General features: G+C 63.6%; 21 protein-coding genes and 1 tRNA gene. 10 read left to right on the forward strand and 12 right to left on the reverse strand.

Features of this window, described 5'->3' with window-relative positions; genetic code table 11:
- Positions 1 to 156 precede the first annotated feature (156 nt).
- A tRNA-Arg gene (locus A9762_RS08115) sits at positions 157 to 233 on the reverse strand.
- A gap of 194 nt (positions 234 to 427) precedes the next feature.
- Here A9762_RS08115 and rocD point away from each other — a divergent pair.
- Positions 428 to 1,633, forward strand: coding sequence for an ornithine--oxo-acid transaminase (rocD, locus tag A9762_RS08120; RefSeq protein ID WP_069341527.1), 1,206 nt, complete (start codon positions 428 to 430; stop codon positions 1,631 to 1,633).
- 118 nt (positions 1,634 to 1,751) lie between these two features.
- On the opposite strand, the gene A9762_RS08125 is transcribed toward rocD, so the two are convergent.
- Positions 1,752 to 2,081, reverse strand: a complete 330-nt coding sequence (locus tag A9762_RS08125; protein ID WP_069341528.1) for a multidrug efflux SMR transporter — start codon at positions 2,079 to 2,081, stop codon at positions 1,752 to 1,754.
- Positions 2,082 to 2,265: 184 nt separating this feature from the next.
- Between A9762_RS08125 and alaC the strand changes: the two genes are divergently transcribed.
- Entirely contained in the window at positions 2,266 to 3,483 is a 1,218-nt protein-coding gene (alaC, locus tag A9762_RS08130; protein WP_069341529.1) for an alanine transaminase, read from the forward strand.
- Between the two features lie 112 nt (positions 3,484 to 3,595).
- Here alaC and A9762_RS08135 read toward each other — a convergent pair whose 3' ends face one another.
- Complete coding sequence (locus A9762_RS08135; RefSeq protein WP_069341530.1) at positions 3,596 to 4,372, reverse strand: helix-turn-helix domain-containing protein; 777 nt, start codon at positions 4,370 to 4,372, stop codon at positions 3,596 to 3,598.
- A gap of 102 nt (positions 4,373 to 4,474) precedes the next feature.
- Here A9762_RS08135 and A9762_RS08140 point away from each other — a divergent pair, with 102 nt between their 5' ends.
- On the forward strand, positions 4,475 to 5,245 hold the full coding sequence (locus A9762_RS08140) for an alpha/beta fold hydrolase (protein WP_069341531.1): 771 nt from the start codon (positions 4,475 to 4,477) through the stop codon (positions 5,243 to 5,245).
- 100 nt (positions 5,246 to 5,345) lie between these two features.
- On the opposite strand, the gene A9762_RS08145 is transcribed toward A9762_RS08140, so the two are convergent.
- From A9762_RS08145 to A9762_RS08160, 4 genes are read right to left on the reverse strand one after another with little or no spacing between them, the layout of a single operon-like run.
- Entirely contained in the window at positions 5,346 to 5,759 is a 414-nt protein-coding gene (locus tag A9762_RS08145) for a PPC domain-containing DNA-binding protein (protein WP_069341532.1), read from the reverse strand.
- On the reverse strand, positions 5,756 to 6,292 hold the full coding sequence (locus A9762_RS08150; RefSeq protein ID WP_069341533.1) for a hypothetical protein: 537 nt from the start codon (positions 6,290 to 6,292) through the stop codon (positions 5,756 to 5,758). The genes A9762_RS08145 and A9762_RS08150 overlap by 4 nt, the downstream gene beginning before the upstream one ends.
- Entirely contained in the window at positions 6,289 to 7,866 is a 1,578-nt protein-coding gene (locus tag A9762_RS08155) for an acyl-CoA synthetase (RefSeq protein WP_139133136.1), read from the reverse strand. Before A9762_RS08155 ends, A9762_RS08150 begins: the two co-directional genes overlap by 4 nt.
- Before the next feature lie 20 nt (positions 7,867 to 7,886).
- Positions 7,887 to 9,053: an acetyl-CoA acetyltransferase gene (locus tag A9762_RS08160; RefSeq protein ID WP_069341535.1), complete on the reverse strand. Its 1,167-nt coding sequence runs from the start codon at positions 9,051 to 9,053 to the stop codon at positions 7,887 to 7,889.
- Positions 9,054 to 9,778: 725 nt separating this feature from the next.
- Between A9762_RS08160 and A9762_RS08165 the strand changes: the two genes are divergently transcribed.
- From A9762_RS08165 to A9762_RS08175, 3 genes are all read left to right on the forward strand, one after another.
- On the forward strand, positions 9,779 to 10,798 hold the full coding sequence (locus tag A9762_RS08165) for a TRAP transporter substrate-binding protein (RefSeq protein WP_069341536.1): 1,020 nt from the start codon (positions 9,779 to 9,781) through the stop codon (positions 10,796 to 10,798).
- Between the two features lie 15 nt (positions 10,799 to 10,813).
- Positions 10,814 to 12,676, forward strand: coding sequence for a TRAP transporter large permease subunit (locus tag A9762_RS08170; protein WP_069341559.1), 1,863 nt, complete (start codon positions 10,814 to 10,816; stop codon positions 12,674 to 12,676).
- A 103-nt stretch (positions 12,677 to 12,779) separates the two neighbouring features.
- A complete protein-coding gene (locus tag A9762_RS08175; protein WP_069341537.1) occupies positions 12,780 to 13,535 on the forward strand; it encodes an SDR family NAD(P)-dependent oxidoreductase in 756 nt (251 codons plus the stop codon).
- 83 nt (positions 13,536 to 13,618) lie between these two features.
- Here A9762_RS08175 and A9762_RS08180 read toward each other — a convergent pair whose 3' ends face one another.
- The gene (locus tag A9762_RS08180) at positions 13,619 to 14,563 is read right to left on the reverse strand and encodes a LysR family transcriptional regulator (protein ID WP_069341538.1); all 945 of its coding nucleotides are present in this window, start codon (positions 14,561 to 14,563) and stop codon (positions 13,619 to 13,621) included.
- A 182-nt stretch (positions 14,564 to 14,745) separates the two neighbouring features.
- Between A9762_RS08180 and A9762_RS08185 the strand changes: the two genes are divergently transcribed.
- Positions 14,746 to 16,077, forward strand: a complete 1,332-nt coding sequence (locus tag A9762_RS08185) for a sigma-54-dependent Fis family transcriptional regulator (RefSeq protein ID WP_240493480.1) — start codon at positions 14,746 to 14,748, stop codon at positions 16,075 to 16,077.
- A gap of 847 nt (positions 16,078 to 16,924) precedes the next feature.
- The gene (locus A9762_RS08195; protein ID WP_069341540.1) at positions 16,925 to 18,088 is read left to right on the forward strand and encodes a porin; all 1,164 of its coding nucleotides are present in this window, start codon (positions 16,925 to 16,927) and stop codon (positions 18,086 to 18,088) included.
- 94 nt (positions 18,089 to 18,182) lie between these two features.
- Here the strand turns inward: A9762_RS08195 and A9762_RS08200 are convergent, their stop codons facing one another.
- The gene (locus A9762_RS08200) at positions 18,183 to 19,694 is read right to left on the reverse strand and encodes a type 1 glutamine amidotransferase (RefSeq protein ID WP_083253745.1); all 1,512 of its coding nucleotides are present in this window, start codon (positions 19,692 to 19,694) and stop codon (positions 18,183 to 18,185) included.
- A 416-nt stretch (positions 19,695 to 20,110) separates the two neighbouring features.
- Here A9762_RS08200 and A9762_RS08205 point away from each other — a divergent pair, with 416 nt between their 5' ends.
- Positions 20,111 to 20,392, forward strand: a complete 282-nt coding sequence (locus A9762_RS08205) for a YkvA family protein (protein WP_069341542.1) — start codon at positions 20,111 to 20,113, stop codon at positions 20,390 to 20,392.
- Positions 20,393 to 20,507: 115 nt separating this feature from the next.
- Here the strand turns inward: A9762_RS08205 and A9762_RS08210 are convergent, their stop codons facing one another.
- The 3 genes from A9762_RS08210 to A9762_RS08220 all read right to left on the reverse strand — a co-directional run bounded on the left by A9762_RS08210 (position 20,508) and on the right by A9762_RS08220 (position 22,818).
- Positions 20,508 to 21,482: a quinone oxidoreductase gene (locus A9762_RS08210; protein WP_069341543.1), complete on the reverse strand. Its 975-nt coding sequence runs from the start codon at positions 21,480 to 21,482 to the stop codon at positions 20,508 to 20,510.
- 52 nt (positions 21,483 to 21,534) lie between these two features.
- Complete coding sequence (locus A9762_RS08215; protein WP_069341544.1) at positions 21,535 to 21,948, reverse strand: methylglyoxal synthase; 414 nt, start codon at positions 21,946 to 21,948, stop codon at positions 21,535 to 21,537.
- Between the two features lie 90 nt (positions 21,949 to 22,038).
- Entirely contained in the window at positions 22,039 to 22,818 is a 780-nt protein-coding gene (locus A9762_RS08220) for an SDR family oxidoreductase (protein ID WP_069341545.1), read from the reverse strand.
- A 228-nt stretch (positions 22,819 to 23,046) separates the two neighbouring features.
- On the opposite strand from A9762_RS08220, the gene upp reads away from it, so the two are divergent.
- On the forward strand, positions 23,047 to 23,697 hold the full coding sequence (gene upp / locus A9762_RS08225; protein ID WP_069341546.1) for a uracil phosphoribosyltransferase: 651 nt from the start codon (positions 23,047 to 23,049) through the stop codon (positions 23,695 to 23,697).
- Positions 23,698 to 23,755 lie beyond the last annotated feature (58 nt).

Consider the following 23,755-nt stretch of genomic DNA (forward strand, 5'->3'; position numbering starts at 1 on the left):
ATGATTTTTGTTCCTAGATTATACGCATCGACAGCAAAAATCCGCTGGTATGGCGGTATCTGCAACGCGCGTCGCCATATCGATGTCACCGGGATTTCACCGCGCGTCAACACCGGGAGGTGGGATCGCAACGTTTGTGGGCAGTCTTGGCGTGGTTGGCCTGCCCAGAGGGATTCGAACCCCCGACCGTCGGCTTAGAAGGCCGATGCTCTATCCAACTGAGCTATGGGCAGTGCGCTTGCGACATGCTGGCGGCGATCTGATATCGCTGCCGGAGAGGCCCGGACACGACGTCATACGTCACATCCGGGTAATCGGCGATTATAGCGCACGTGCATGCCAAATTCATGCGCGACCCTTCGGGAGTTCTCCCCCTTTGCGTGCCAGCGCGTTCGCATCTAGACTTCAGACGTGGAGGAACGCGCTCATGAACGAGATCGAACGCGAACAACGCTTTGGTGCGCACAACTATGCTCCCCTGCCCGTCGTGCTCTCGCACGCCAAAGGTGTCTGGGTCTGGGACGTCGAGGGCAATCGCTACCTCGACATGATGAGCGCCTATTCCGCCGTCAGTCATGGCCACGCGCACCCGCGTCTGGTCGCCGCACTCACCGCGCAGGCGCAGCGACTCGCCGTCGTCTCCCGCGCCTTCTACACCGACCGGCTGGGCGCCTTTCTCGAACGCCTCTGCGACCTCACGACGCTCGGCGGCGCCCTGCCCATGAACACAGGCGCCGAAGCCGTGGAGACGGCCGTCAAGGCCGCGCGACGCTGGGGATACAGCGTCAAACGCATTCCCGCCGAAAAAGCCGAAATCATCGTCGCCGACGGCAACTTCCACGGACGCACCACCACCATCGTCGGCTTCTCCTCCGAGCCCGCCTATCGCGCCGACTTCGGCCCGTTCGCGCCCGGCTTCGTGCGCGTGCCCTACGGCGATATCGACGCCGTGCGCGCCGCCATCACCCCCAATACCTGTGCCGTACTGTTCGAGACGATTCAGGGTGAAGGCGGCATCGTCGTGCCGCCCGACGGCTTTCTGCGCGGGCTGCGTCAACTCTGCACCGAGCAGAATGTGCTGATGCTGCTCGACGAAATCCAGTCCGGCCTTGGACGCACAGGCCGATGGTTCGCGTATCAGCACGAAGGCATCGTGCCGGACGGCATCATGCTCGGCAAAGCGCTCGGCGGTGGCCTGCTGCCGGTGTCGGCCTTCGTTGCGCGGCGCGACATCATCGACCTTTTCGAACCCGGCAGCCACGGCTCGACGTTCGGCGGCAATGCACTCGCCGCCACCGTCGCGCTCGAAGCGCTCGACGTCATGGCCGACGAAGACCTGCCGGGCAGAAGTGCGGAAATGGGGGAATATCTGCTCTCGCGTCTGCACGCGATTCACTCGCCGCTCATTCGGGAAGTGCGGGGACGCGGCCTCTGGGCAGGCATCGAGATCGATCCGTCGCGCGCCGATGCGCACGACCTGTCGATGCGCATGCTGCGCCGTCGTGTGCTCGCCAAGGAGACGCGCTCGACCGTGCTGCGTCTCGCGCCACCGCTCGTGATCGAACGTACGGAGATCGATACCTGCATCTCTGCACTCAAGGCGGTGCTCGCCGAAGCGGAGCACGACGCATGACGCGCTGACAGGCAGCGCGGGAATTGCATCATTGCGCGCTGCCCCTCGCTCTCGCATCACGTCGCAATGCCAACGATGCCAACGATACCCGCAACGCCGGAATGCGCCGGTGCGTGTGTCAGTGCGCCGACGTCTTCGACCAGAGATTCATCACCAGCACGCCGGCGATGATCAGCGCCATGCCGAGGATGGCCGGTGCATCGAGCTTCTGTCCGAACAACACGCGTGACGCGATGGAAATGAGCACGATGCCCAGCCCCGACCACATCGCATAGGCAATGCCCACGGGGATCGTGCGTAGCGTGAGCGAGAGCATGTAGAACGCAATGCCGTAACCCGCCACGACCAGCGCGACCGGACCGACCCGCGTAAAACCCTCCGACGCCTTCAGGGCAGACGTCGCAATCACCTCCGCCACGATTGCCACCAGCAGGTACAGATACGCCATCGCCCCTCCTTTTCTTCGGACTTGCCAACACATGGGCGCCCATCTTACCCGACGTCCCCTTGACCACGCGCTGCAAAAATCACTTGCCTAAGCGTTCACCGTCGCGCTACATTCGCCGTCACGGTGTGGCCAGCACACCGGCGTCGCTCGGACGGTTCCGGGCGCTTACGTTCCAGGATTTCTCATGTCCAGCTCTCAGGGCTCGCGCAGCTTTGCGCGCATCAATCGTCTTCCCCCGTACGTTTTCAACATCACCGCCGAGCTGAAGATGGCAGCGCGCCGTCGTGGCGAGGACATCATCGATCTGTCGATGGGCAATCCCGACGGGGCCACACCGCCGCATATCGTCAGCAAGCTCGTCGAAGTCGCACAACGCCCCGACACGCACGGGTATTCGACCTCGCGCGGCATTCCCCGCCTGCGTCGCGCCATCACCCGCTGGTACAAGGATCGCTACGACGTCGAACTCGACCCCGAGCGCGAAGCGATCGTCACCATCGGCTCGAAGGAAGGCCTCGCGCACCTGATGCTTGCCACGCTGGATCAGGGCGACACGGTGCTCGTGCCGAACCCGTCGTACCCGATTCACATCTACGGTGCGGTGATCGCCGGCGCCAACATCCGCTCCGTGCCGATGACGCCCGGCATCGACTTCTTCACCGAACTCGAACGCGGCATTCGCGAGAGTCATCCGAAGCCGAAGATGGTGATTCTCGGCTTCCCGTCGAACCCCACGGCTCAGTGCGTCGAACTCGAATTCTTCGAGCGGGTCGTCGATCTCGCACGCAAGCACGACATTCTGGTGGTGCACGATCTGGCCTATGCCGACATCGTCTATGACGGCTACAAAGCGCCGTCGATCATGCAGGTGCCCGGCGCGCAGGACGTCGCCGTCGAGTTCTTCACGCTGTCGAAGAGCTACAACATGGCCGGCTGGCGCATTGGCTTCATGGTCGGCAACGCCGAACTGGTCGCGGCACTCGCGCGCATCAAGAGCTATCACGACTACGGCACGTTCACGCCGGTTCAGGTCGCAGCCATCGCTGCGCTCGAAGGCGATCAGACGTGCGTCGAAGAGATTCGCGAGCAATACCAGCGCCGCCGCGATGTGCTCTACAAAGGCCTGACGGAAGCGGGCTGGACGGTCGATCTGCCGAAGGCGTCGATGTACATCTGGGCGCGCATTCCGGAACCGTATCGCGCGCTCGGATCGCTGGAGTTCGCCAAGAAGCTGCTCGCGCAGGCCAAGGTATCGGTCTCGCCCGGCATCGGCTTCGGTGAGTATGGCGACGAGTACGTGCGGTTCGCGCTGATCGAAAACGAGTCGCGTATCCGACAAGCCGTGCGCGGCATCAAGCACATGTTCCGTGAAGACGGACTCGTGCAACCGACGGTGGCATAAGGCATCGCAACCAGTACGGCACGCAAAGTCAAAGGGGCGCCTCGGTGGCGCCCCTTTTTCGTTGGGACGTCGCACGCCTCACGCGTGCTGAACACCCTCACCCCGCGCCGCGCTAAGCGAGCGCGAGATAGCGACTCGGCGGATCGCCAAGCACCCGGCGAAACGCGGCAGTGAACGCGCTAGGACTGCCGTAGCCAAGATCCAGTGCGACACGCGTGACCGGCTGTCCGTCGCTCAGCCGCTCGACCGCCGCCAACAGACACACCTGCTGCCGCCATTGTGCAAAGCTCACCCCCGTCGCCTCACGAAAGCGGCGCGTGAATGTTCGGCGGCTCATCGACGCCATCGCCGCAACGGTATCCAGTTCCAACGTCATCGACGGTGCGGCGAACACGTCCCGACACACGCGCGCCAACTCGGCATCGGTTGGCAACGGCGCATGTAGCGACAGACGCGGCATCGCCGCGATCTCGGCGAGCAGCAACGCCATGAGCTTGCCGTCGCGCGCCTGCTCGTCGTACAGCGGCGGCAAGTCGATGGCGTCGTCCAGCAACTGGCGAAGCAGCGGTGAGACGCCATAGACACAGCATCGATCCGGCAAACCCGCCGACCTCGCCGCTTCGGGCGTGACGAACGTGTTGAGCATCGTCACCGGTCCGTTCATCGTCATGTCGTGCGAAACCTGCGCGGGCACCCAGCAGGCGCGCTGCGGCGGCACGAACCATCGCCCCTGCGGCGTCGACACCGTAATCATGCCGCGCGACGCGAACGCGAACTGCCCGCGTGCGTGGGCGTGTTCCGGGAAGGTGAGCCCGGCCGGGTAGTCGTTGGCCGTGACGACGACGCTGCGCGGCAAATGCTCGTAGGGATCGATCAACGTATTTCGCATGGCCCAAATTCTACAGCGATTGACCCGTCATCGACGGTGGGCAATCTCCGCCGTGGCTACGATGAGCGTCCGGGCAATTCCCGCTGTCCCGAAGGATTCGACATGCCAGATCGCAAACCCAACACGTTTCACCGCGTCGGCCACGGCCCGCACGCCATCCTCGCGCTGCACGGCTGGTTCGGCGACGCCCGCTCGTTCGCCGCCTGCGAGCCGTGGCTCTCGCAAGACGACTTCAGCTACGTCTTCATGGACTATCGCGGCTATGGCGGCATGCTGGACGTCGCGGGCGAGCACACCATTACCGAGATCGCCACAGACGCCATCGCCCTCGCCGATTCGCTCGACTTCACGACGTTCAGCCTGATCGGTCATTCGATGGGCGGCATGGCGATCGAGAAGGTCGCCGCACTCGTGCCGCACCGCGTGCGCAAGCTCGTCGCCGTCGCGCCCGTGCCATGTGGCGGTGTCGTGTTCGACGCCGCCCGTCGTGCCCTGTTCGAGAGCGCCGCCACCTCGCTCGATGCCCGCAAGGCCATCATCGACCGTAGCACCGGCAACCGACTGCCATCGCCGTGGATCGACTGGAAGGCCAACGCCTCGGCGACAGGTTCGTCGTCACAGGCTTTCGCCGCGTATTTCCCGGCATGGGCGGATACCGACTTCAGCAACGAGATCAATGCCGATGTGCCCGTCAAGGCGCTCGTCGGCGAGCACGATCCGGTGTTTACCGCCGAGCTGATGGCGCAGACCTATCGGAAACGCTACGCGCGGACGAGCGTCGAGGTGATGCGCAACGCCGGTCACTATCCGATGAACGAGACGCCGCTCGCGCTGGTGAACGCCATCGAGTCGTTCCTCGGCAGCGGCGATTAGTACCGACTAGTGCCCACCAGTGCCAACCAACGCAAATGGGGAGTCCGAAGACTCCCCATGCGCTTTCACGTATACCGACAATCTGTCTGTCGTTGCGGCGTCAGGCCGGCAACCACTCCTGCAACGTCACTTCGATGGTGATGAACGACAGGTTGCCACCACGAACGAAGCGACCCGCGAACATGCGCCCGTTGGTGTCGGCCACCATGCCATGCAGCATGGGCAGCGCGTTCGCCGCACCCGGCCGAGCATCGACCTCGCCGAACACGTTGAGGATCTCCACGCCGGGGCCGTTCACCACTTGCTCACGCCAGCCGTCACCCGCACGGAACGCCAGTCGTGCGTCGATCAGGCTGCCGACGGCCCCCCGCACGATGGCGCGCGAGATGGCATGCTCGGCGCACAGCGCCTCGATGCTTTCCGTCAGATCCTGATTCGGCTTCAGGCGCGCCACCACCAACCGGCCCAGCGTGCCGCTCTCGATGGCGACCGGAACATCCAGTGCGACGCTCATGAGAGATCTCCCGCCACCGGACGCAGCAAATGAAACCGCGTCTCCTCGTCGTCGCCCGTCACATATCCGCCATGCTCGAACAGACACAGACGAATCACCACAGGCTCGTCCCCGGCCCAGGTGTGATCGAGGATCAGATGCCCGCCGTGCAACTCGCCGGACGGGTCGGAGAACCCCGCATGGCAATGCAGCAGCGTGGCGCCGTCAGCCGTGCGACCGACGGTGATCGCGCCGCCGATCAGATCGACCTCGCGCATCTCGTCGACCGGCGCGCCGTACCCGAAGGGGCGCTCCACGTCTGTCGTGTTCTCGATCATGTGATACCGCAGCCCTCGCGCGGTACCCGCACAGAAACGCCCGACGCCGCCACCGTACGCATAGCGGGATAACGCCGCGCGTAAGGACTCGCCGAGATTCGCACCAGACCGGATCGTCACGCGCAGTTCGTGCTGCCCGCTCAACACGCAGTCTTCCACACGGGGTAACGTGGGGACGCCTGCATGCTGATAGACCCGTGAAAGCGCAGGTTTCATAGTCGATAGTCTCCTTGCTCTTCGAGCATCGTCTTGATTTGCTTTTTCACGATTTTGCCGTAGCCCGATTTGGGCATGGCACTCCAGAATACGAAGCGGCGCGGCCACTTGTAGCGGGCAATACGCGCTTCGAGATGTCCGAGCAGTTCATCGGCCTGTGCGGCCATGCCTTCCCGGGCGACCACCACCGCGAGCCCGCTCTCACCCCACTTGGGGTCGGGCACGCCGAGCACGGCACACTCGGAGACGCACGGGTGTGTCAGCAACGCTTCTTCGATCTCGCGCGGATAGACGTTCGAGCCGCCCGAGATGTACATGTCCGACGCCCGCCCCGTGATGTACAGGAAGCCCTGCGCATCCACATGACCGAGGTCGCCGGTGTGGAACCAGTCGTCCTTGAACGCCTTGGCGTTGGCGTCCGGATTGTTGTGATACCCCATGAAGACGGCCGGCCCGCGCACGCAGATCTCGCCCGACGCGAACGCCGGCTGACGCTGCCCCTGCTCGTCGAGAATCGCCACCTCCATACCCGTGCGCGGCAAACCGCAGGTGCCCACGCGGGCGTCCGGCGCATCATCGTCGTCGCTATGCAACCACGGCGGCAGCACCGTGATGTTGCCCGTCACTTCGCCCAGGCCGTAGTACTGCACCAGCACGCGCCCCAGCTTCTGCAACGCATACTTCTGATCGGCGCGGTACATCGGTGCGCCCGCGTAGATCACGAAGCGCAGCGAGCTATGGTCGTACTCGTCCACCGCCGGATCTTCGACCAGCATCTTGACGATCGTAGGCACCGTGAACATGTTGTCGACACGGTGACGCTCGACTGCCTGCCAGACTTGCGCTGCGTCCATCTTCTCGCCCGGCAGCAACACGCTCGCCGCGCCTCGCGCCGTGTTGACGATGGCGTGAATGCCCGCGCCATGCGAGAGCGGCGCCACGACCATCGAGCGGCTGCGATACGTGATGCCCGGCATCAGATCCGCCAGATGGTTGGTGACGACGAACGCCATCTGCCCGTGCGAGAGCACGCCGGCCTTCGGGTGCCCCGTCGTGCCGGACGTGTAGAAGAACCACAGCGGGTCCTCGTACTCGACTTCTTCCTCAAAGCCCGGTGCACCGAGATGTTCGGCCACCAGCGTCTCGTAGTGCAGCTCGCCTTCGCGCGGCGCGCCCAGTGCAATCACATGACGCAACGCCGGCGAGGCGGCGCGCACGGCATCGACATGACCTTCGAATCCTGCGTCGTAGATCATGGCGCAGGCGCCGCTCGACTGCCCCAGATAGGCGGCCTCCGGAGCGGTGATGCGAAAGTTCGTCGGCACCCACACCGCGCCCAGACGAAACGCGATCCACGCGCTCTCGAAGATCGGCAGGTTGTTGCGCGAATGCACCAGCAGCTTGTCGCCTTTGCCGACACCGAGCTTGCGCAGGGCTTCGACGGCAGCGTTCACGCGGGCATCGATCTCGCCCCACGTGGTGATCTTGTCGCCCACGATCAGACCGGGTTCGTCCGGATGACGGCGGGCGACGTCGGCCAGTAGTCGGCCGAGGTTCATGACCTTCTTGAGCATCTCTCGTCTCCTGTATGCACTCAGCGTGCTTCGAGAATGCTCACGTAGTTCGCTACAGCCGCGCCGCCCATGTTGAAGACGCCTGCGAGCTTCGCCCCCGGAATCTGCATCTCACCGGCCGTGCCCGTGAGTTGCATCGCCGCCATGACGTGCATCGACACGCCCGTCGCGCCGACCGGGTGACCCTTCGCCTTCAGACCGCCCGACGGGTTGACCGGCAGCAAGCCGTCTTTTTGCGTCAGCCCTTCGGCCAGCACGCTCGCGCCCTGCCCCGGCTTGGCCAGCCCCATGGCTTCGTATTCGATCAGTTCGGCGATGGTGAAGCAGTCGTGGGTCTCGACCAGCGAGAGGTCTTTCAACGACACGCCCGCAACCCCCAGCGCCTGACGCCACGCGTGCTGACCGCCTTCGAACGCCAGCGGATCGCGCCGCGAGAGCGGCAGGTAATCGTTGACCTGCACCGCCGCACGGAAGCCGACCGCTTTGGGCATGGCGCGCGCCACATCGGCCTTCGAGATCACGAGGGCGGCTGCGCCATCGGACACCATCGAGCAGTCGGTGCGCTTGAGCGGACCGGCCACGAACGGGTTCTTCTCGGACACGTTACGGCAGAAGTCGTAGCCGAAATCGCGGCGCATGTGCGCGTACGGATTGACCGAGCCGTTGCGGTGGTTCTTCGCGGCAATCTGGGCGAGCGCGTCGGACTGGTCGCCGTAGCGGTCGAAGTACGTCTGCGCGATGGTGCCGAACACACCGGCGAAGCCACCGGGAATGCCGGCTTCCTCACGCGCATACGAACACTTGAGCAGCACTTCGCCGACTTGCGGCGTAGCGAGTTCGGTCATCTTCTCGAAGCCGATCACCAGCACGTGCGTGGCCTTGCCTGCTTCGATCGATTGCAGCCCGCCATGCACAGCAGCCGAGCCCGTGGCGCAGGCGTTTTCGTAACGCGTGGCCGGTTTGAAGCGCAGCCCGGGAATCCGGTTGAAGATGAGCGACGACGGGAAGTCCTGATACAGGAAACCGCCATTGAAAGTGCCGACGTGAATCGAATCGATCTGTTCGGGCGAAAGGCCCGCGTCGTCGAGAGCCGCTTGTGCGACATCGGCCAGCAGGACTTCGGCATCGACGTTATCGAGTTTGCCGAACTGGGAGTGGGCCCAGCCGGTAAGGCATGCAGCAACCATGAAGTGTCTCCGGAAAAATGGGGTCATCCAGACTCCGGTGAGCAATTTCGATGCCAGACCTCTGCCGCGTGTCTGCGCGCGGTCCGCACAGGGCCAGGTCTGCGACATCGACGGCTCGGTCAGTCGTCGTTGCGAGTTCGATCTATCTCACACGCTTTTGGCGCATTCGCAATTGACGCAAGCGTAAAGCGGGATTTATCGCCGCATCAAGTGAAATTTGAAAGTCGGTGACGTTTGTAATACGCGGAAATTTTGCTGTGCCGCAGCAGAAATCGTGGCACCGATACCGATGCGACACCTGTCGCACCGGGCGTGTCCGGGCATGCGACAGGTGTCGCAAGGCATCGGCGAAATGCGACAGGTGTCACCCCCCGATCGCCGGGCGTCCCGGCACCGTTCGCACGTGCAGCAAACGCCCGTCATCGCGCCAATTCGCCGCGAAGCCTTGTTGCGCATGACGAAAGGATGCCGACACGCCACGCGGGATTTCACTGATGCTTAACAACGTAAGGGTTTTCCCGTTCAGGGCCCGAACTGGCATTCGATTTGCGTAAGATGACCCAGCCACTTGCGAGCCGAATGTCCGGCAGATGACGCGAATCGGAAGTCGAACGAAGAATTTGCGCATCGCCAGTCGAGTTGGCCGTGATGTTGCGAGGCAATCTGCCTCTCACGTCTCGCGCATCAGACGCAGTCACCAAACTTATAAATAGGAGACATGCAGTATGAGCACCATGGATCGTCGCCACTTCATCAAAGTCGTGGCCACCACATCGGCAGCCGCCGCTACGGGGTTGTATCAGACGCAAGCCCACGCCGCCGAATTCACGCTGAAGTTCGCCAACAACCTGCCCGTCAGCCATCCGATGAACATCCGCGCCAAGGAGATGGCGCAGAAAATCGCGGAGCAGTCGAAGGGACGTATCGACTTCCAGATCTATCCGAACAACCAGCTCGGCTCGGACAGCGACATGCTGAGTCAGATCCGCTCCGGCGCGATCGATTACTTCACGCTCTCGCCGCTGATTCTCGGCACGCTCGTGCCGGCCGCGCAGATCTCGGGCGTGGGTTTCGCGTTCAAGGATTACAGCCAGGTGTGGGCGGCCATGGACGGCGATCTCGGCGCGCACGTGCGCGGTCAGATCGCGAAGACCACGGTGTTCGCCTTCGACAAGATCTGGGAAAACGGTTATCGCCAGATCACCACGAGTAGTCGTCCGATCAACTCGCCGAACGATCTCAAGGGTCTGAAGATTCGCGTGCCGACGAGCCCGCTGTGGACGTCGATGTTCCGCGCGTTCGATTCGTCGCCCACGTCGATCAACTTCGCCGAGGTCTATTCCGCCTTGCAGACGCACATCGTCGAAGCGCAGGAAAACCCGCTGGCGCTGCTGACCACGGCCAAGCTCTACGAAGTGCAGAAGTATGTGTCGATGACGAACCACATGTGGGACGGCTTCTGGTTCCTCGCCAACAAGCAGAAGTGGGACAAGCTGCCGAAGGACCTGCAGGACATCGTGACCGCCAACGTGAACGCCGCCGCCGTCGCCCAGCGTGATGACGTGCGCAAGCTTAACGAAGGCGTGACGGCCGAGCTCAAGCAGAAGGGTCTCGTGTTCAACGCACCGAACAACGAGCAGTTCCGCGACAAGCTGCGCGCCGCGGGCTTCTATGCCGAATGGCACAAGAAGTTCGGCGACGAAGCATGGGCCATGCTGGAAAAGTACACAGGGAAGCTCGCGTAAATGGAAACGTTGACGATGACGGCCGAGCCGACGCACGCGCTCGCCCGCCTCTTCTGCCACGTCAACCGCGCGGTGATGAAAGTCACCGAAGCGGCTGCCGTGCTGCTGGTGGTGGCGGAAACTCTCATCCTGCTCGCGGGCGTGATCTCGCGTTACGGGTTCGACAATCCGCTCACGTGGTCGGATGAGCTTGCACAGATTCTTTTCATCTGGCTGTCGATGCTCGGCGCCGTGCTCGCCCTCGACCGGGGCGAACACATGCGTCTGTCCGCCATCGTCAACAAACTTCCCGCTGCATGGCGCGACTGGTTCCAGACCATGGCCGCGCTGACCGTGTGCGTGTTCGTCGCGCTGATCATCATGCCGGCGTACACGCATGCGATCGAACAGATGGACATCACCACGCCCGCCCTCGAGATTCCCGACGGCCTGCGTGCGGCTGCGCTGCCGGTGGGCGCCGCCCTGATGCTCATCGCGGCGATCTCGCGCATGGCGCGCTGCTCCAGCCTGCGTCAGTTCGGGCTCGGCGTGCTGTTCGTCGCCGCGCTCGGCGCCGCGCTCTGGCTCGGACGCCCCGCGCTCATCGCCATGGGCAACTACAACCTGCTCATCTTCTTCGTGCTGATCGTGGGCGCGTGCGTGGCGGGCGGCATTCCGATTGCCTTCGCGTTCGGCACGGCCACCCTCGCCTATCTGGCGCTCGTGACCGATGCCCCCTTGCAGATCGTCGTGAGCCGCATGGACGAAGGCATGTCCGGGCTCGTGCTGCTGTCGGTGCCGCTGTTCGTGCTGCTCGGCGCGCTCATCGAAATGAGCGGACTGGCACGCAGCCTGATCGAATTCATGGCCTCGCTGCTCGGTCACGTGCGCGGCGGCCTCCAGTATGTGCTGCTCGGGGCGATGTTCCTGGTCTCGGGCATCTCCGGTTCCAAGGCGGCCGACATGGCCGCCGTCGCCCCGGCGCTGTTCCCTGAAATGCAGCGACGCGGCTCGAAACAGGAAGACCTCGTCGCCCTGTTGTCCGCCACCGGCGCGATGACGGAGACGATCCCGCCGAGCCTCGTGCTCATCACCATCGGCGCCGTGTGCGGCGTGTCGATCACTGCCCTGTTCGTCGGCGGCCTGCTGCCTGCCGTGATCGCCACACTGGCCATCGTCGTGGTGTGTTTCGCCCGCTCGCGCAAGGAAGCGCCCAACGCTGCGCGTCGCGCGCCGTGGAGCGTGATCGGCAAGACCTTCATCATTGCGCTGCCCGCGCTGGCGCTGCCGATCCTCATCCGTACGGCAGTGATCGAAGGCGCGGCAACGGCCACGGAAGTGTCGACCATCGGCATCGCGTACACCATCGTGATCGGCCTGATCGTCCACGCCTTCAAAAAACATCTGAATTTCAAGCGTCTCTATCCGCTGCTCACCGAGACCGCCGCCCTGTCCGGCGCGATCCTGCTGATCATCGGCATGGCCACCGCCATGGCATGGGCGCTCACGCAATCGGGCTTCTCGGCCAAGCTCGTCGGTCTGATGCACGGCGTGCCGGGCGGACAAGTCGGCTTCCTGCTCATCTCAATGGTCGTGTTCATCGTGCTCGGCAGCGTGCTCGAAGGCATTCCCGCCATCGTGCTGTTCGGGCCGCTGCTGTTCCCGGTCGCGCGCTCGCTCGGCATTCACGACGTGCATTACGCCATGGTCGTGATCCTGTCGATGGGCATGGGCCTGTTCGCCCCGCCGCTCGGTGTCGGCTTCTATGCCGCCTGCGCCATCGGCAAGACGTCGCCCGACAAGGTCTTCAACCGGATGTGGACATACATGGGCGCGCTGCTCATCGCGCTGCTCATCGTGGTCTTCATCCCCTGGATCTCGATCGGTTTCCTGAAGTAACGCCAACCCCTTAACGGTTTCGCGATATCACCGACGGGCTCCGCCGCTTAAGCGTGCGGCGGAGCCCGAGCTGTAACTGTCAGTAAATTTAGGAGTCCATAGCATGACGGAGAAGGTAGCAGTAGTCACGGGCGGCGGTATGGGCATTGGTGCCGCCATCTGCGAACGATTGGTCAAGGATGGCATGACCGTAGTCGTGGCCGATCTGAACGAAGGCGCGGCCACGGAGACGGCCGCAGCGCTCAGCGCAGCAGGTGGTCGCGCGTGGGCGCTGGGGATGAACGTGGGCGAGGAAGCGTCGATCGCCGACGGCTTTGCGCAGGTGGCGAAACGGTACGGACGGTGCGACGTGCTCGTGAACAATGCGGGCATCGCCAAGACGTTTCCGTTCCTGGACTATCCGCTCGAACACTGGCATCAGGTCATGGCCGTGAACCTCACGGGCACGCTGCTGTGCGGACAGCACGCCGCGCGGCTCATGCGCGAGCAGCGCTGGGGACGCATCGTCAATCTGGCATCGGTCGCAGGGATTCTGGCCAGCGCGGGTCGCACGGCTTACGGCACGTCGAAGGCGGCCGTGATCGGGCTGACGCGTCAGATGGCGATCGAACTCGCGCCGTTCGGCATCACCGCGAACGGCATCGCGCCCGGGCCGATCGATACGCCGCTGACCAAGGTGCTGCACTCGGACATCTCGCGTCGTCACTATACCGAGACGACCCCGCTGGGGCGCTACGGGCAACCGAACGAAATCGCCGGTGCGGTGAGCTTTCTGGCGTCGGACGACGCCTCGTATGTGACCGGCCACATTCTGCCGGTCGATGGCGGCTTCGTGGCCGCAGGGATTCTGGAAATCTGACGGCGCGCTCGCGCCCCGGCATTCCCCGTATCTACGTCCCCCGCTTCCCTCGTCTCACCGCTTGTCCCCCACGCATGACGCGCTCAGCGCAGGCTGGTGTCCGGCAGATCGGGCACCAGTCGCGCACCCGGCGCGCGCTGCATCTCCCGCCACACACTGCGTGCGTTCTCCACGAACGTCGCCACGCAGGGGTTGTGGTTGTCCCGGCTCCACAGCAGCGCCACCTCAGCCACAGGCGCGTTCCTGAGCGGCTTGAACACGGCGTTGCCCGAGGCACTAGCACTGCTCATCGACATCGGCACCATGGCCACGCCAAGGCCCTCTCCGACGAGGTTGATGATCGTCTGCTGCAAGTTGGTCTCGAGACGGATGTGCGGCGAGAAGCCCGAGCGCCGGCAATGCGTGACGATCAGGTCGTACACGAGCGGCGCGATCTCGCGCGGAATGCTCACGAACGATTCTTCGGCGAGATGCTCGGCGTCGAGCACGCGCACCTTTGCGAGCGGGTGCGTGCGGGGAATGACCGCCACCATCTCCTCGCGAAACACCGTCGCCGTATCCAGCCCGGTCAGATCCTCCGGGCGGTACATGATGCCGACGTCCGTCTGCCCGGCCCGCACCGACTCCGCGAGCAGATTGGGCAGCGTTTCTGCCAGCTTCATGTCGACGCGTGAATACGCAGCGGCATACGTCCGGGTGAGCGCGGGCAGGATGTTGTAGGCCGACGACATCATGAAGCCGACGGTGATCGCGCCGTCCTCCCCACGGCTGGCCGCCACGACATTGCGCCGCGCCCGGTCGACCGAATTGAGGATTTCCACCGCGTCCTGATAGAAGCGCGTGCCGGCCCGTGTGAGCCGCACGCTGCGATTCGTGCGCTCGAACAGTTGTACGCCCAGTTCGGCCTCCATCAGCGCGATCTGACGCGATAGCGGCGGCTGCGAGATATGGAGTTGTTGGGCCGCGCGGCCGAAGTGAAGCGTCTGCGCGAGCACGACAAAGTACTGGAAATGGCGCAATTCGATCATTTGATACCCCAGAGGTATTATTGGCGCATCAATATTGTATTGGATGTTATGACTCGGCGGTCGTATCCTGCATTGGCGGTTGGCCACCCGAGCCGGTCGCGACATAAAGAGACGTCAGGAATCGCCAGGCCACAAGCCACCGACGGCGCCCCTTTCGTACCAATACGAGAAGGAGACAAGTCATGCCCGCTCACCTAGCCGTAGCGCACGCCCCCGCTCGACCTGTCGGCCACGCCAGCCCCCTCGGCGCCGCCAATGCGAATACCGTCGGTGCTGTCGGCACCCACAACACTGTCAACACCGCCTTCAACAACTTTGCCGCGCTCGCCGAGCGCATCGTACGTGTGCCTGCGGCCGCCCCCGCCCGTCCCGCACCGATGCATGCCCGCCATTTGCGCCCCGACTACCTCGACATCGACGACCTGTGCGGCACCGACGCCCGCATGCGCGACCTGCTCGCGCGCGGCAAGCGCTTCGTCGATCGCGGGTTGCCGGTGCTGATTCTCGGCGAGACGGGCACCGGCAAGGAATTTCTCGCGCGGGCATTGCACGCGTACAGCGAACGTCGCGCGCAGGCCTTCGTCGCAATCAACACAGCGTCGCTGCCGGAGCATCTGGTCGAGAGTGAGTTGTTCGGCTACCAGCGCGGCGCATTTTCGGGCGCATTGCCCGGCGGCATGAAAGGAAAACTGCAACAGGCCGACGGCGGTACGTTGTTTCTCGATGAGATCGGCGACATGCCGCATGCGTTGCAAACGCGTTTGCTGCGCGTGCTGTCGGAGCGCGAGGTCACGCCGCTGGGCGCAAGCCAGCCGGTCCCGGTCGATGTGCAACTGATCTGCGCAACCCATCAGGATCTCGCGAGTGCGGTCGCGCAAGGCACGTTCCGCGAAGACCTCTATTACCGGATCGCGGTCGGCGTGCTCACACTGCCCACGCTGCGTGAGCGCGACGACAAGACTGAATTGATTGCGCGCATGCTGTGTGACGAGTGGCCCGGACTGCGCGTCGATCAGGCACTCTCGCGCGTGTCGCCGGATGCGCTCTCACGTCTGCTTTCACACCAGTGGCCGGGCAATCTGCGTCAGATGCGCGCCGCATTGCGTTACGCGTGCGCTGTGATGGGCGAGGATGTGCTGTGCGTGAGCGATCTGCCGCCGGAGTGTCTGCAGGCCGGCGCGCTGCACTCGGCAACGTCGATGCGGATGACGCAAGCGTTATCTCGCGACGACGTGTTGCGCACGAAGGAACTTGGGGAAGGGAAGGATGCGAAGGAGGTGAGCGCTGCGTCGAAGGCGGTCGCACTGCCTGCGGAATCCCTCACGCACGACGCCCATCACGACGCCGAACGCGAACGCATTCTGCATGCGCTCGCCCAACATCGCTGGAACATTTCCGCCGCCGCGCGCACGCTCGGCTTCTGCCGTGCGTCGTTGTATCGCAAGCTCAAGCAGTTGAGCATTCCCCACGTGCGAGATTGCGGCGAAGCCCTCACCACCGGCTACTACGCCTGACGAAACCTGCGCCGGCACGCTGAAAATCGCGGGCAAAAAAAAGCGCGGCCGATGAGGCCGCGCCAAGGTTTGGAGACTTTTCACTCAACGCAAAAGTCTACTTCTCGCGGAACGTAGTATAGGTCTGCATCCCGAAATCATTGTCATCATTCGACGCAATGAATTATTCGGCGACTCGCAATAGTCCGTAAAACCCCATAAATAAAGCACTTTTCGGCACACGACGCTTTCATGCGCTTGCCAGCATCTCAGATTTATCTCATTGCGCGCGTGTACGCGGCGTAGATGACAGCCACATGGCAGCCATCCAACATGACAAGACGACACGCGCGATCGTTGTGATGAAGTGATGCGATGAAACATGTCGTCATCGATGCGCGACACGATGACCGTCACAACGTCCGATGGTTCGATGCGAGGCGTGCGCAATCATTCATGCGACGTGCTTACACACTCACGGAACCAAATCCGATCATGCGTGTCGCGCGCAAATTCAATGCTGGCAACGCTTCGCGCGCGCTTTCTTCTGCACATCACACTGTGTCCCAAGCGCAACACACATCGCTTGCATGGCGATTTCTCACCTACGCTTAATCAAGCCAATCCCTTGTCAGGCAATGCTTTAGGACGTGTCTCGCAGATTCTTTTCATATCTGAAATAGATTCTTGCGGATTCTGAAATAGGCGGGAGTTGCGGTGACTCATACACTGCCCCCTGTCAACAGAGCAGTGCCGATAGCTGTTCGGGTCCGCGAGTGACGCATCGTCACCTCGACATGTTCTGTTTCGCCGCGTTCTGTTTACACGCGAATTCTGCGATTCGTGTCACGTTACTGGAGCTTAAACCATGAAAAAAACTCTTCTTGCCGCGGCCGTTGTCGGCGCGTTCTCGATGACCGCGCACGCTCAAAGCAGCGTCACCCTGTACGGCTTGATCGACGCCGGCGTCGCTTACACGAGCAACTCGACGAACACGGTCGGTGCATCGGGTTCGAAGAACTTCCGTGCAACGAGCGGTCTGGTCAACGGCAGCCGTTGGGGCCTGAAGGGCTCGGAAGACCTGGGTGGCGGTAACAAGGCCATCTTCGTGCTGGAAAACGGTTTCTCGATCAACAACGGCCAGTCGGGCCAGAACGGCCGTATGTTCGGTCGTCAAGCCTTCGTCGGCCTGCAGAACGACAAGTTCGGCGCTGTGACGATCGGCCGTCAGTACGACTCGCTGGTTGACTACCTGGCACCGCTGACCCTGAACGGTTCGTCGTTCGGCGGCACGATCGCCTCGCACCCGTATGACAACGACAACACGAACAACTCGTTCCGTGTTAACAACTCGGTCAAGTACTCGAGCGCCAACTACAACGGCCTGACGTTCGGCGGCCTGTATGGCTTCTCGAACAAGGCTGGCGACTTCGCCAACAACCGTGCATTCAGCGCCGGCGTGAACTACGCAAACGGCCCGCTGACGGTGGCTGCTGCTTACTTGGAGCGTCAAGGCAATCCGGGTAACAACAACGGTAGCGGCGCTGTCGACACGTCGAACGGCGGCGATTCGATCTTCCAATCGTCGAAGCAACGCGTTTGGGGTATCGGTGGTAACTACGCCTTCGGCCCGGCAACGGTCGGCCTGGTGTACACCCACACCCAACTGCAAGGTCTGACGGGCCTGAACTACAACAGCACCGCTGTGTCGTTCGCCAACGACGGCCTGAAGTTCGACAACTTCGAAGTCAACGGTCGCTACATGCTGACCCCGGCAGTCTCGCTGTCGGCCGCGTACACGTACACGATGGCCAAGCAAGATTCGACGGACAAGAAGCCGAAGTTCCACACCGTGACGCTGCAAGCTGACTACCGTCTGTCGAAGCGCACCGATGTGTACCTGACGGGTTCGTACCAGCACATCTCCGACAACGAAGGTACTGGCCTCGCAGCCGGTGTCGGCGCTGCCGGCGGTATGTCGTCGACCAGCTCGCAAACCGTCGTCGGCACGGGTATCCGTCACCGCTTCTAATCAAGGCGGCGTGAACACCGGGGCAGTTATCCGGTGTTCCTGACACGAAAATGGCAGCCCTCGGGCTGCCATTTTTTATGGTGCGATGAACCGATCAGAAACGCGTTTCGCGCGCCGCGCGCAGGAAGTTATCCAGCACCGGCGTGCAGTCGAGAAACTCCGGGCCACCCGCGCGGTGGAATTCCGGGTGCCATTGCAGGCCCATCACGAACGGTGCCTTGCGATAGCGAATCGCTTCGACCACGCCGTCTTCCGCACACACCGCCTCCACACTCAGATCGCGACCTAGCGTCTTCACCGACTGATGGTGAATCGAGTTGACGATCGGCACGTCGACCGGCGCCAGCATCTGCGCGAGCGACGAACCTTCCGGGAAGGTCAGCGTGTGACGGTTGTGTTCGTACGTTTCAGTCACGTGCGGGATCGCCTGCGGCAAATCCGTCGCAATGTCCTGATGCAGCGTGCCGCCGAAGGCCACGTTGATCAGTTGGCAACCGCGACACACGCCGAGAATCGGCTTGCCCTGCTCCACGAACTCATGCAGCAACTCAAGTTCGTACATGTCGCGCATGCGGTCGCCTTGCCATTCGTGACGCGTCGCCACTTCCGAATAGGTCAGCGGCGAAACGTCGGCGCCGCCCTGCAGGACCAGACCGTCCAGATGCTTCGCGTAATCGTGCAGACGAATGTGGCTCGGGTGCAGCAACCCCTGCGTGTCGACCGTCGGAATCATGAAGACGAGCACGTCGCGGGACATCACCCAGTGAGCGATCGACTCTTCCAGGTATTGCAACGTTTTGCTGCGCAGACCTTTCGAGCCAGGCTCCGGATGGAAGATACGCGCCGAGATACCGATTTTCAGCGTGCGCTGGGTGATGCGTTGTCCCGCGCGGTCGTACCACGCACGAAAACGCGCCGACATGATGCGACGCAGTACCGACCACGGCGAGTCGCCTGCCTGCAAATAGGACGGCTGACCGCCCATCGAGGCCGGACTGCCCGGGCGCGGCGCACTCGAACCGAAGGCCGGTTGATGAGGCGGTTCACCACCGCCATCACCTCCACCACCGCCTCCCGCGCCACCACCGGCACCGCCGGTCTTGCCCGTCTCACCGATGTTGCCACCGGCGCTGCCCACACCGGCGGCCTTCACATCGTCACCCGATTTCGGCGCAGGTGCGCCGATCGGGTTGCTGTCGGACGCCACCGCTGTGGCCGACGCGTGCGCTGTGGGCTTCGCAGCCGGCGTTTCCGCCTGCGCGTCCGCCGAAGCGGCAGCATCCGACGGCGGCGCAGGACGTGTCAGCGTGTCGGGATTCGGCGGCATGCCCGAAGACCCTTCAGCGGTCCCGGCAACGGGCTTCGCGGTCGGTCGAGGCGTGGCCGGGGTGGCGGGTTCCACGTAGTCCGATGCGCGGGTCGCAGGCGAATCCGCGGGCGAGCCCGTGGAAGCGTCGGTCGAAGCCCCGGCAGCTTTCGCGGATTCAGGCGTGGAGGACGGCGTTGTCGCAGTCGTCGGGGACGGGGACGGGGAAGTGAGCTTGCTCTTATCGGATTCGGGCTGGGACGGCGGCTGCGGCGATTTCGGATCTTGAGCGTCGGTCATGATGGCTTTGAAATGCGTCCTAAAAAGAACGGGAGGACGAAGGGGAAAGATGGATTGACCACGTCGGCCCGGGAATTATCCCGCTGCCATTATCTGGCCGCAACCGGATTGCCCGGAACGCCAGCACTCGATCGGGCATCATGACGAAGGCGTTCCGAACTTGCCAGATACGCATTTCGCCCCGCCGATCACGCGATGAAACCGTCTCGCCCCAACAATGTCGAAGCTATTTGTTACGCATCGGGCGCCGGTTTCTGGCCATTTGCGGCCATGAGCCACCCTCAGCGCCGCATGCAATCGTTGCGTATAATCGAAACAAGTTGCGCGATATTCAACCAATATTGAGCGATGTTATCCCCGATTGCGAGAAATTGCTTGCCGCCCATGGCAAGCTCATCGGTACCAGGAGTTTGCAAGTGAAGCGTTTTCTTCGTCTGTGGCAAATCGCCCGTCATGATTTCCGCGTGCTCTGGCATGCGGCCCGCGATCCGCGACGTCCGCGCTGGCTGCTGCCCGCCGTGGTGCTCCTCGCGGTTTATCTGCTGAGTCCCATCGACCTGATCCCCGATTTCGTGCCGGTGTTCGGGCTGCTGGACGACGTGGTCGTCATCGGCATGGTCATCCACTGGCTCATCAAGCGTTTGCCGGTCGATGTGCGCGAAGACGCGCGCGCCCATGTCTTCACGCAGCGCGCCTGAACGCCTCACGCGCACATCCCGGGCAGTGGACAGCAACAAACGGGAACGAAAAAGGGACGCCTCGGCGTCCCTTTCCTTTTCAGCCCGCGAAACGCTCAGGGCCGCTCAGGGCCACTCAAGGCATAAGCAACGTCGACCCGGTGGTCTTGCGCGACTCCAGATCGCGGTGCGCCTGCGCGACATCCGCCAGCGCGTAACGCTGGTTGACCTCGATCTTCACCGTGCCGTTACCGACGACCTCGAACAACTCGTTCGCCGTGGCTTCGAGATCGGCGCGCTTGGCGGTGTAGTTGAAAAGCGTCGGACGCGTGAAGAACAACGAGCCGCGCGACACGAGATCGGCGGTGTTGATCTGCGCGACGGGACCGGAAGCGCTGCCGAAATTCACCATCGTGCCCAGCGGACGCAGGCAGTCGAGCGAGCCGATAAACGTGTCCTTGCCGATGGAATCGTAGACCACGGGCACGCCCTCGCCACCGGTAATGTCCTTGACGCGCTCGACGAAGTTCTCGCGCGTGTAGACGATCGGATGATCGCAGCCGTACTGACGCACGAGCGCCGCCTTTTCGTCCGAGCCGACCGTGCCGATCACCGTCGCGCCCAGCGCCTTGGCCCACTGGCACACGATCAGCCCGACACCGCCAGCCGCCGCGTGAATGAGGATCGTGTCGCCCGCCTTGACCGAGTACGTGCGACGCAGCAGGTACTGCGCCGTCATGCCTTGCAGCATCATGGCGGCGGCCTGATCGTCGCTGATGTTGTCCGGCACGCGCACCAGCGGCGCGGCCGGCATCACACGCGCCTGCGAATACGCGCCGCACGGACGGCTCGCGTAGGCAACGCGGTCGCCCGGCTTCACATGCGTCACACCCTCGCCCACGGCCTCGACCACGCCGGCGGCCTCCATGCCCAGACCGGCAGGCAGCGGCTGCGGATACAGGCCCGTGCGGAAATACACGTCGATGTAGTTCAGGCCCACGGCGTTGTGACGCACGCGCGCCTCGCCCGGCCCCGGTTCGCCGACTTCGACGTCGACCCATTGCATCACTTCCGGGCCGCCGTTCTGTTCGATGCGGATTGCTTTTGTCATCCTCGCTCCTTCCCCTCGATGGGTAGTCGATCGGTCATGTTGATCGTGCGTGTCAGGCCGACGGCTGCGCCGCCAGCCGGACGATCAGTTGTTCCAGCAGCAAACGCGCCGTGGCGCTGTTGGTCGCGCACGGTACGTTGTGCACGTCGCACGCGCGCACCAGCGCGTTGATGTCGGGTTCATGCGGTTGCGGTGTCATCGGGTCGCGCAGGAACAGCACCATGTCGACGCGTCCCTCGGCCAGTTGCGCGCCGATCTGCAAATCGCCGCCGTGCGGGCCCGAGAGCATGCGCTCGACGTCGAGGCCCAGTTCGGTGGCGATGCGCCCGCCCGTCGTGCCCGTGGCCACGAGCTGGCATTGACGCAGCACGTCGACGTAGTCGTGCGCGACCGCCAGGATCTCGTCCTTCTTCTTGTCGTGCGCGATGAGTGCGATGCGAACCTTCGGTACTGTCGAAACCGTCATTGATGCGATCCCTGAACGTGAAATGGGTGATGGGTGATGCACGAGAAACCACGCCCGAACGTCGCCCGCGCGACGCCGGAACAAGCTCGCTCAGAAAGTCCCGGGATAGGCGCCGCCATCGATCAACACGTTCTGTCCGGTGATGTAACCCGCCTGCGCGCTGCACAGGAACGCGCACGTCGCGCCGAACTCGTCCGGACGGCCGAAGCGACGGGCCGGGATGGCCGCTGCCCGTTTCGTGCGCATGTCGTCGACCGGCTGTCCGCTCTTCGCCGCAGACGCCTCCAGCGTTGCCGCCAGCCGGTCGGTGTCGAACGCCCCCGGCAGCAGGTTGTTGATGGTGACGTTGTGCGCCACGGTCGTGCGCGCAACGCCGGCCACGAATCCCGTCAGCCCCGAACGCGCACCGTTGGACAGCCCGAGGATGTCGATGGGGGCCTTCACGGCAGACGACGTGATGTTGACGATACGCCCGAAGCCGCGGGCGATCATGCCGTCCACCGTCGCCTTGATCAGCTCGATGGGCGTGAGCATGTTGGCGTCGATCGCGCGGATCCAGTCGTCGCGCTGCCAGTTGCGGAAGTCGCCCGGGGGCGGCCCGCCGGCATTCGTCACGAGAATGTCCGGTTGCGGGCATGCCGCGAGCGCCTGCGCGCGGCCTTCCGGCGTGGTGATGTCGCAGGCCACGGCAGTCACCGTCACGCCTGTCGCGGCGCGAATCTCGCTGGCGGCGGCGTTCAGGGCGTCGGCCGTGCGGGCCACGATCACCACGTTGACGCCGGCGTCGGCCAGCGCCTGCGCGCAGGCGCGCCCCAGCCCCTTGCTCGCGCCGCACACCAGCGCGGTGCGGCCCTTGATTCCCAGATCCATGTTCAGCCTTCAAGAAGACAAGTGATGCGTTGGCGGTGGCTGCGCGAGGAGGCGAAAGTCAGCGCCCGGCAGCCGTCTTGCAGCGATTCTAAGGGAATCGACCGCGCGCCGCTGCGAGGCCGTGACGTCGAAACCCGGACCGGCCTCGTCCGCTTCGGCTAAAATCGCGGCCATGCGGGCTTTTATCGCGACATACCGGTCCGATAGCCCAGCCTCGAATTGCCTGCCATGAAACAAGACTCCCGATTCCCGAACCTTTTCATCTGCGATCATCCGCTGATCCAGCACAAGCTCTCGCACATGCGCGACAAGGAAACGTCGACGCGCACGTTCCGCGGCCTGCTGCGCGAGATCACGCTGCTCATGGGTTACGAGATCACCCGCGATCTGCCGCTCACGACCGAGCGCATCGACACGCCGATGGTCCCGATGGACGCCCCCGTCATCGCCGGCAAGAAGCTCGCCGTGGTGCCCGTGCTGCGTGCCGGTGTCGGCATGAGCGACGGCCTGCTCGATCTGGTGCCGTCTGCACGCGTCGGCCACATCGGGGTGTATCGCGACGATCAGCATCGCCCGGTCGAATACCTCGTGCGTCTGCCGGATGTGGCCGATCGCCGCTTCATTCTGTGCGACCCGATGGTCGCGACCGGCTACTCGGCCGTTCACGCCGTGGACGTGCTGATCAAGCGCGGCGTGGAGCCGGAGAACATTGCGTTCCTCGCCCTCGTGGCTGCCCCGGAAGGCGTGAAGGTGCTGCACGACGCGCATCCGGGCGTGAAGCTGTATGTGGCATCGCTGGACGAGCGTCTGGACGATCACGCGTACATCATTCCGGGTCTCGGCGACGCGGGCGACCGCCTGTTCGGCACCAAGAACTGACGGCTCGACGTCGTCACGCCAGTTACGCAAGACAAAAAGCCCCGGGAAGTCCCGGGGA

Origin of the sequence: Pandoraea sp. ISTKB (genome assembly GCF_001721285.1) — a bacterium.
Taxonomy (GTDB): domain Bacteria; phylum Pseudomonadota; class Gammaproteobacteria; order Burkholderiales; family Burkholderiaceae; genus Pandoraea; species Pandoraea capi.

Bases quoted from the DNA above. Each gene is read 5' to 3' on its own strand.
- rocD (WP_069341527.1), top strand. From the start codon at position 428: ATGAACGAGATCGAACGCGAACAACGCTTTGGTGCGCACAACTATGCT.
- A9762_RS08125 (WP_069341528.1), bottom strand. From the start codon at position 2,081: ATGGCGTATCTGTACCTGCTGGTGGCAATCGTGGCGGAGGTGATTGCG.
- alaC (WP_069341529.1), top strand. From the start codon at position 2,266: ATGTCCAGCTCTCAGGGCTCGCGCAGCTTTGCGCGCATCAATCGTCTT.
- A9762_RS08135 (WP_069341530.1), bottom strand. From the start codon at position 4,372: ATGCGAAATACGTTGATCGATCCCTACGAGCATTTGCCGCGCAGCGTC.
- A9762_RS08140 (WP_069341531.1), top strand. From the start codon at position 4,475: ATGCCAGATCGCAAACCCAACACGTTTCACCGCGTCGGCCACGGCCCG.
- A9762_RS08145 (WP_069341532.1), bottom strand. From the start codon at position 5,759: ATGAGCGTCGCACTGGATGTTCCGGTCGCCATCGAGAGCGGCACGCTG.
- A9762_RS08150 (WP_069341533.1), bottom strand. From the start codon at position 6,292: ATGAAACCTGCGCTTTCACGGGTCTATCAGCATGCAGGCGTCCCCACG.
- A9762_RS08155 (WP_139133136.1), bottom strand. From the start codon at position 7,866: ATGCTCAAGAAGGTCATGAACCTCGGCCGACTACTGGCCGACGTCGCC.
- A9762_RS08160 (WP_069341535.1), bottom strand. From the start codon at position 9,053: ATGGTTGCTGCATGCCTTACCGGCTGGGCCCACTCCCAGTTCGGCAAA.
- A9762_RS08165 (WP_069341536.1), top strand. From the start codon at position 9,779: ATGAGCACCATGGATCGTCGCCACTTCATCAAAGTCGTGGCCACCACA.
- A9762_RS08170 (WP_069341559.1), top strand. From the start codon at position 10,814: ATGACGGCCGAGCCGACGCACGCGCTCGCCCGCCTCTTCTGCCACGTC.
- A9762_RS08175 (WP_069341537.1), top strand. From the start codon at position 12,780: ATGACGGAGAAGGTAGCAGTAGTCACGGGCGGCGGTATGGGCATTGGT.
- A9762_RS08180 (WP_069341538.1), bottom strand. From the start codon at position 14,563: ATGATCGAATTGCGCCATTTCCAGTACTTTGTCGTGCTCGCGCAGACG.
- A9762_RS08185 (WP_240493480.1), top strand. From the start codon at position 14,746: ATGCCCGCTCACCTAGCCGTAGCGCACGCCCCCGCTCGACCTGTCGGC.
- A9762_RS08195 (WP_069341540.1), top strand. From the start codon at position 16,925: ATGAAAAAAACTCTTCTTGCCGCGGCCGTTGTCGGCGCGTTCTCGATG.
- A9762_RS08200 (WP_083253745.1), bottom strand. From the start codon at position 19,694: ATGACCGACGCTCAAGATCCGAAATCGCCGCAGCCGCCGTCCCAGCCC.
- A9762_RS08210 (WP_069341543.1), bottom strand. From the start codon at position 21,482: ATGACAAAAGCAATCCGCATCGAACAGAACGGCGGCCCGGAAGTGATG.
- A9762_RS08215 (WP_069341544.1), bottom strand. From the start codon at position 21,948: ATGACGGTTTCGACAGTACCGAAGGTTCGCATCGCACTCATCGCGCAC.
- A9762_RS08220 (WP_069341545.1), bottom strand. From the start codon at position 22,818: ATGGATCTGGGAATCAAGGGCCGCACCGCGCTGGTGTGCGGCGCGAGC.
- upp (WP_069341546.1), top strand. From the start codon at position 23,047: ATGAAACAAGACTCCCGATTCCCGAACCTTTTCATCTGCGATCATCCG.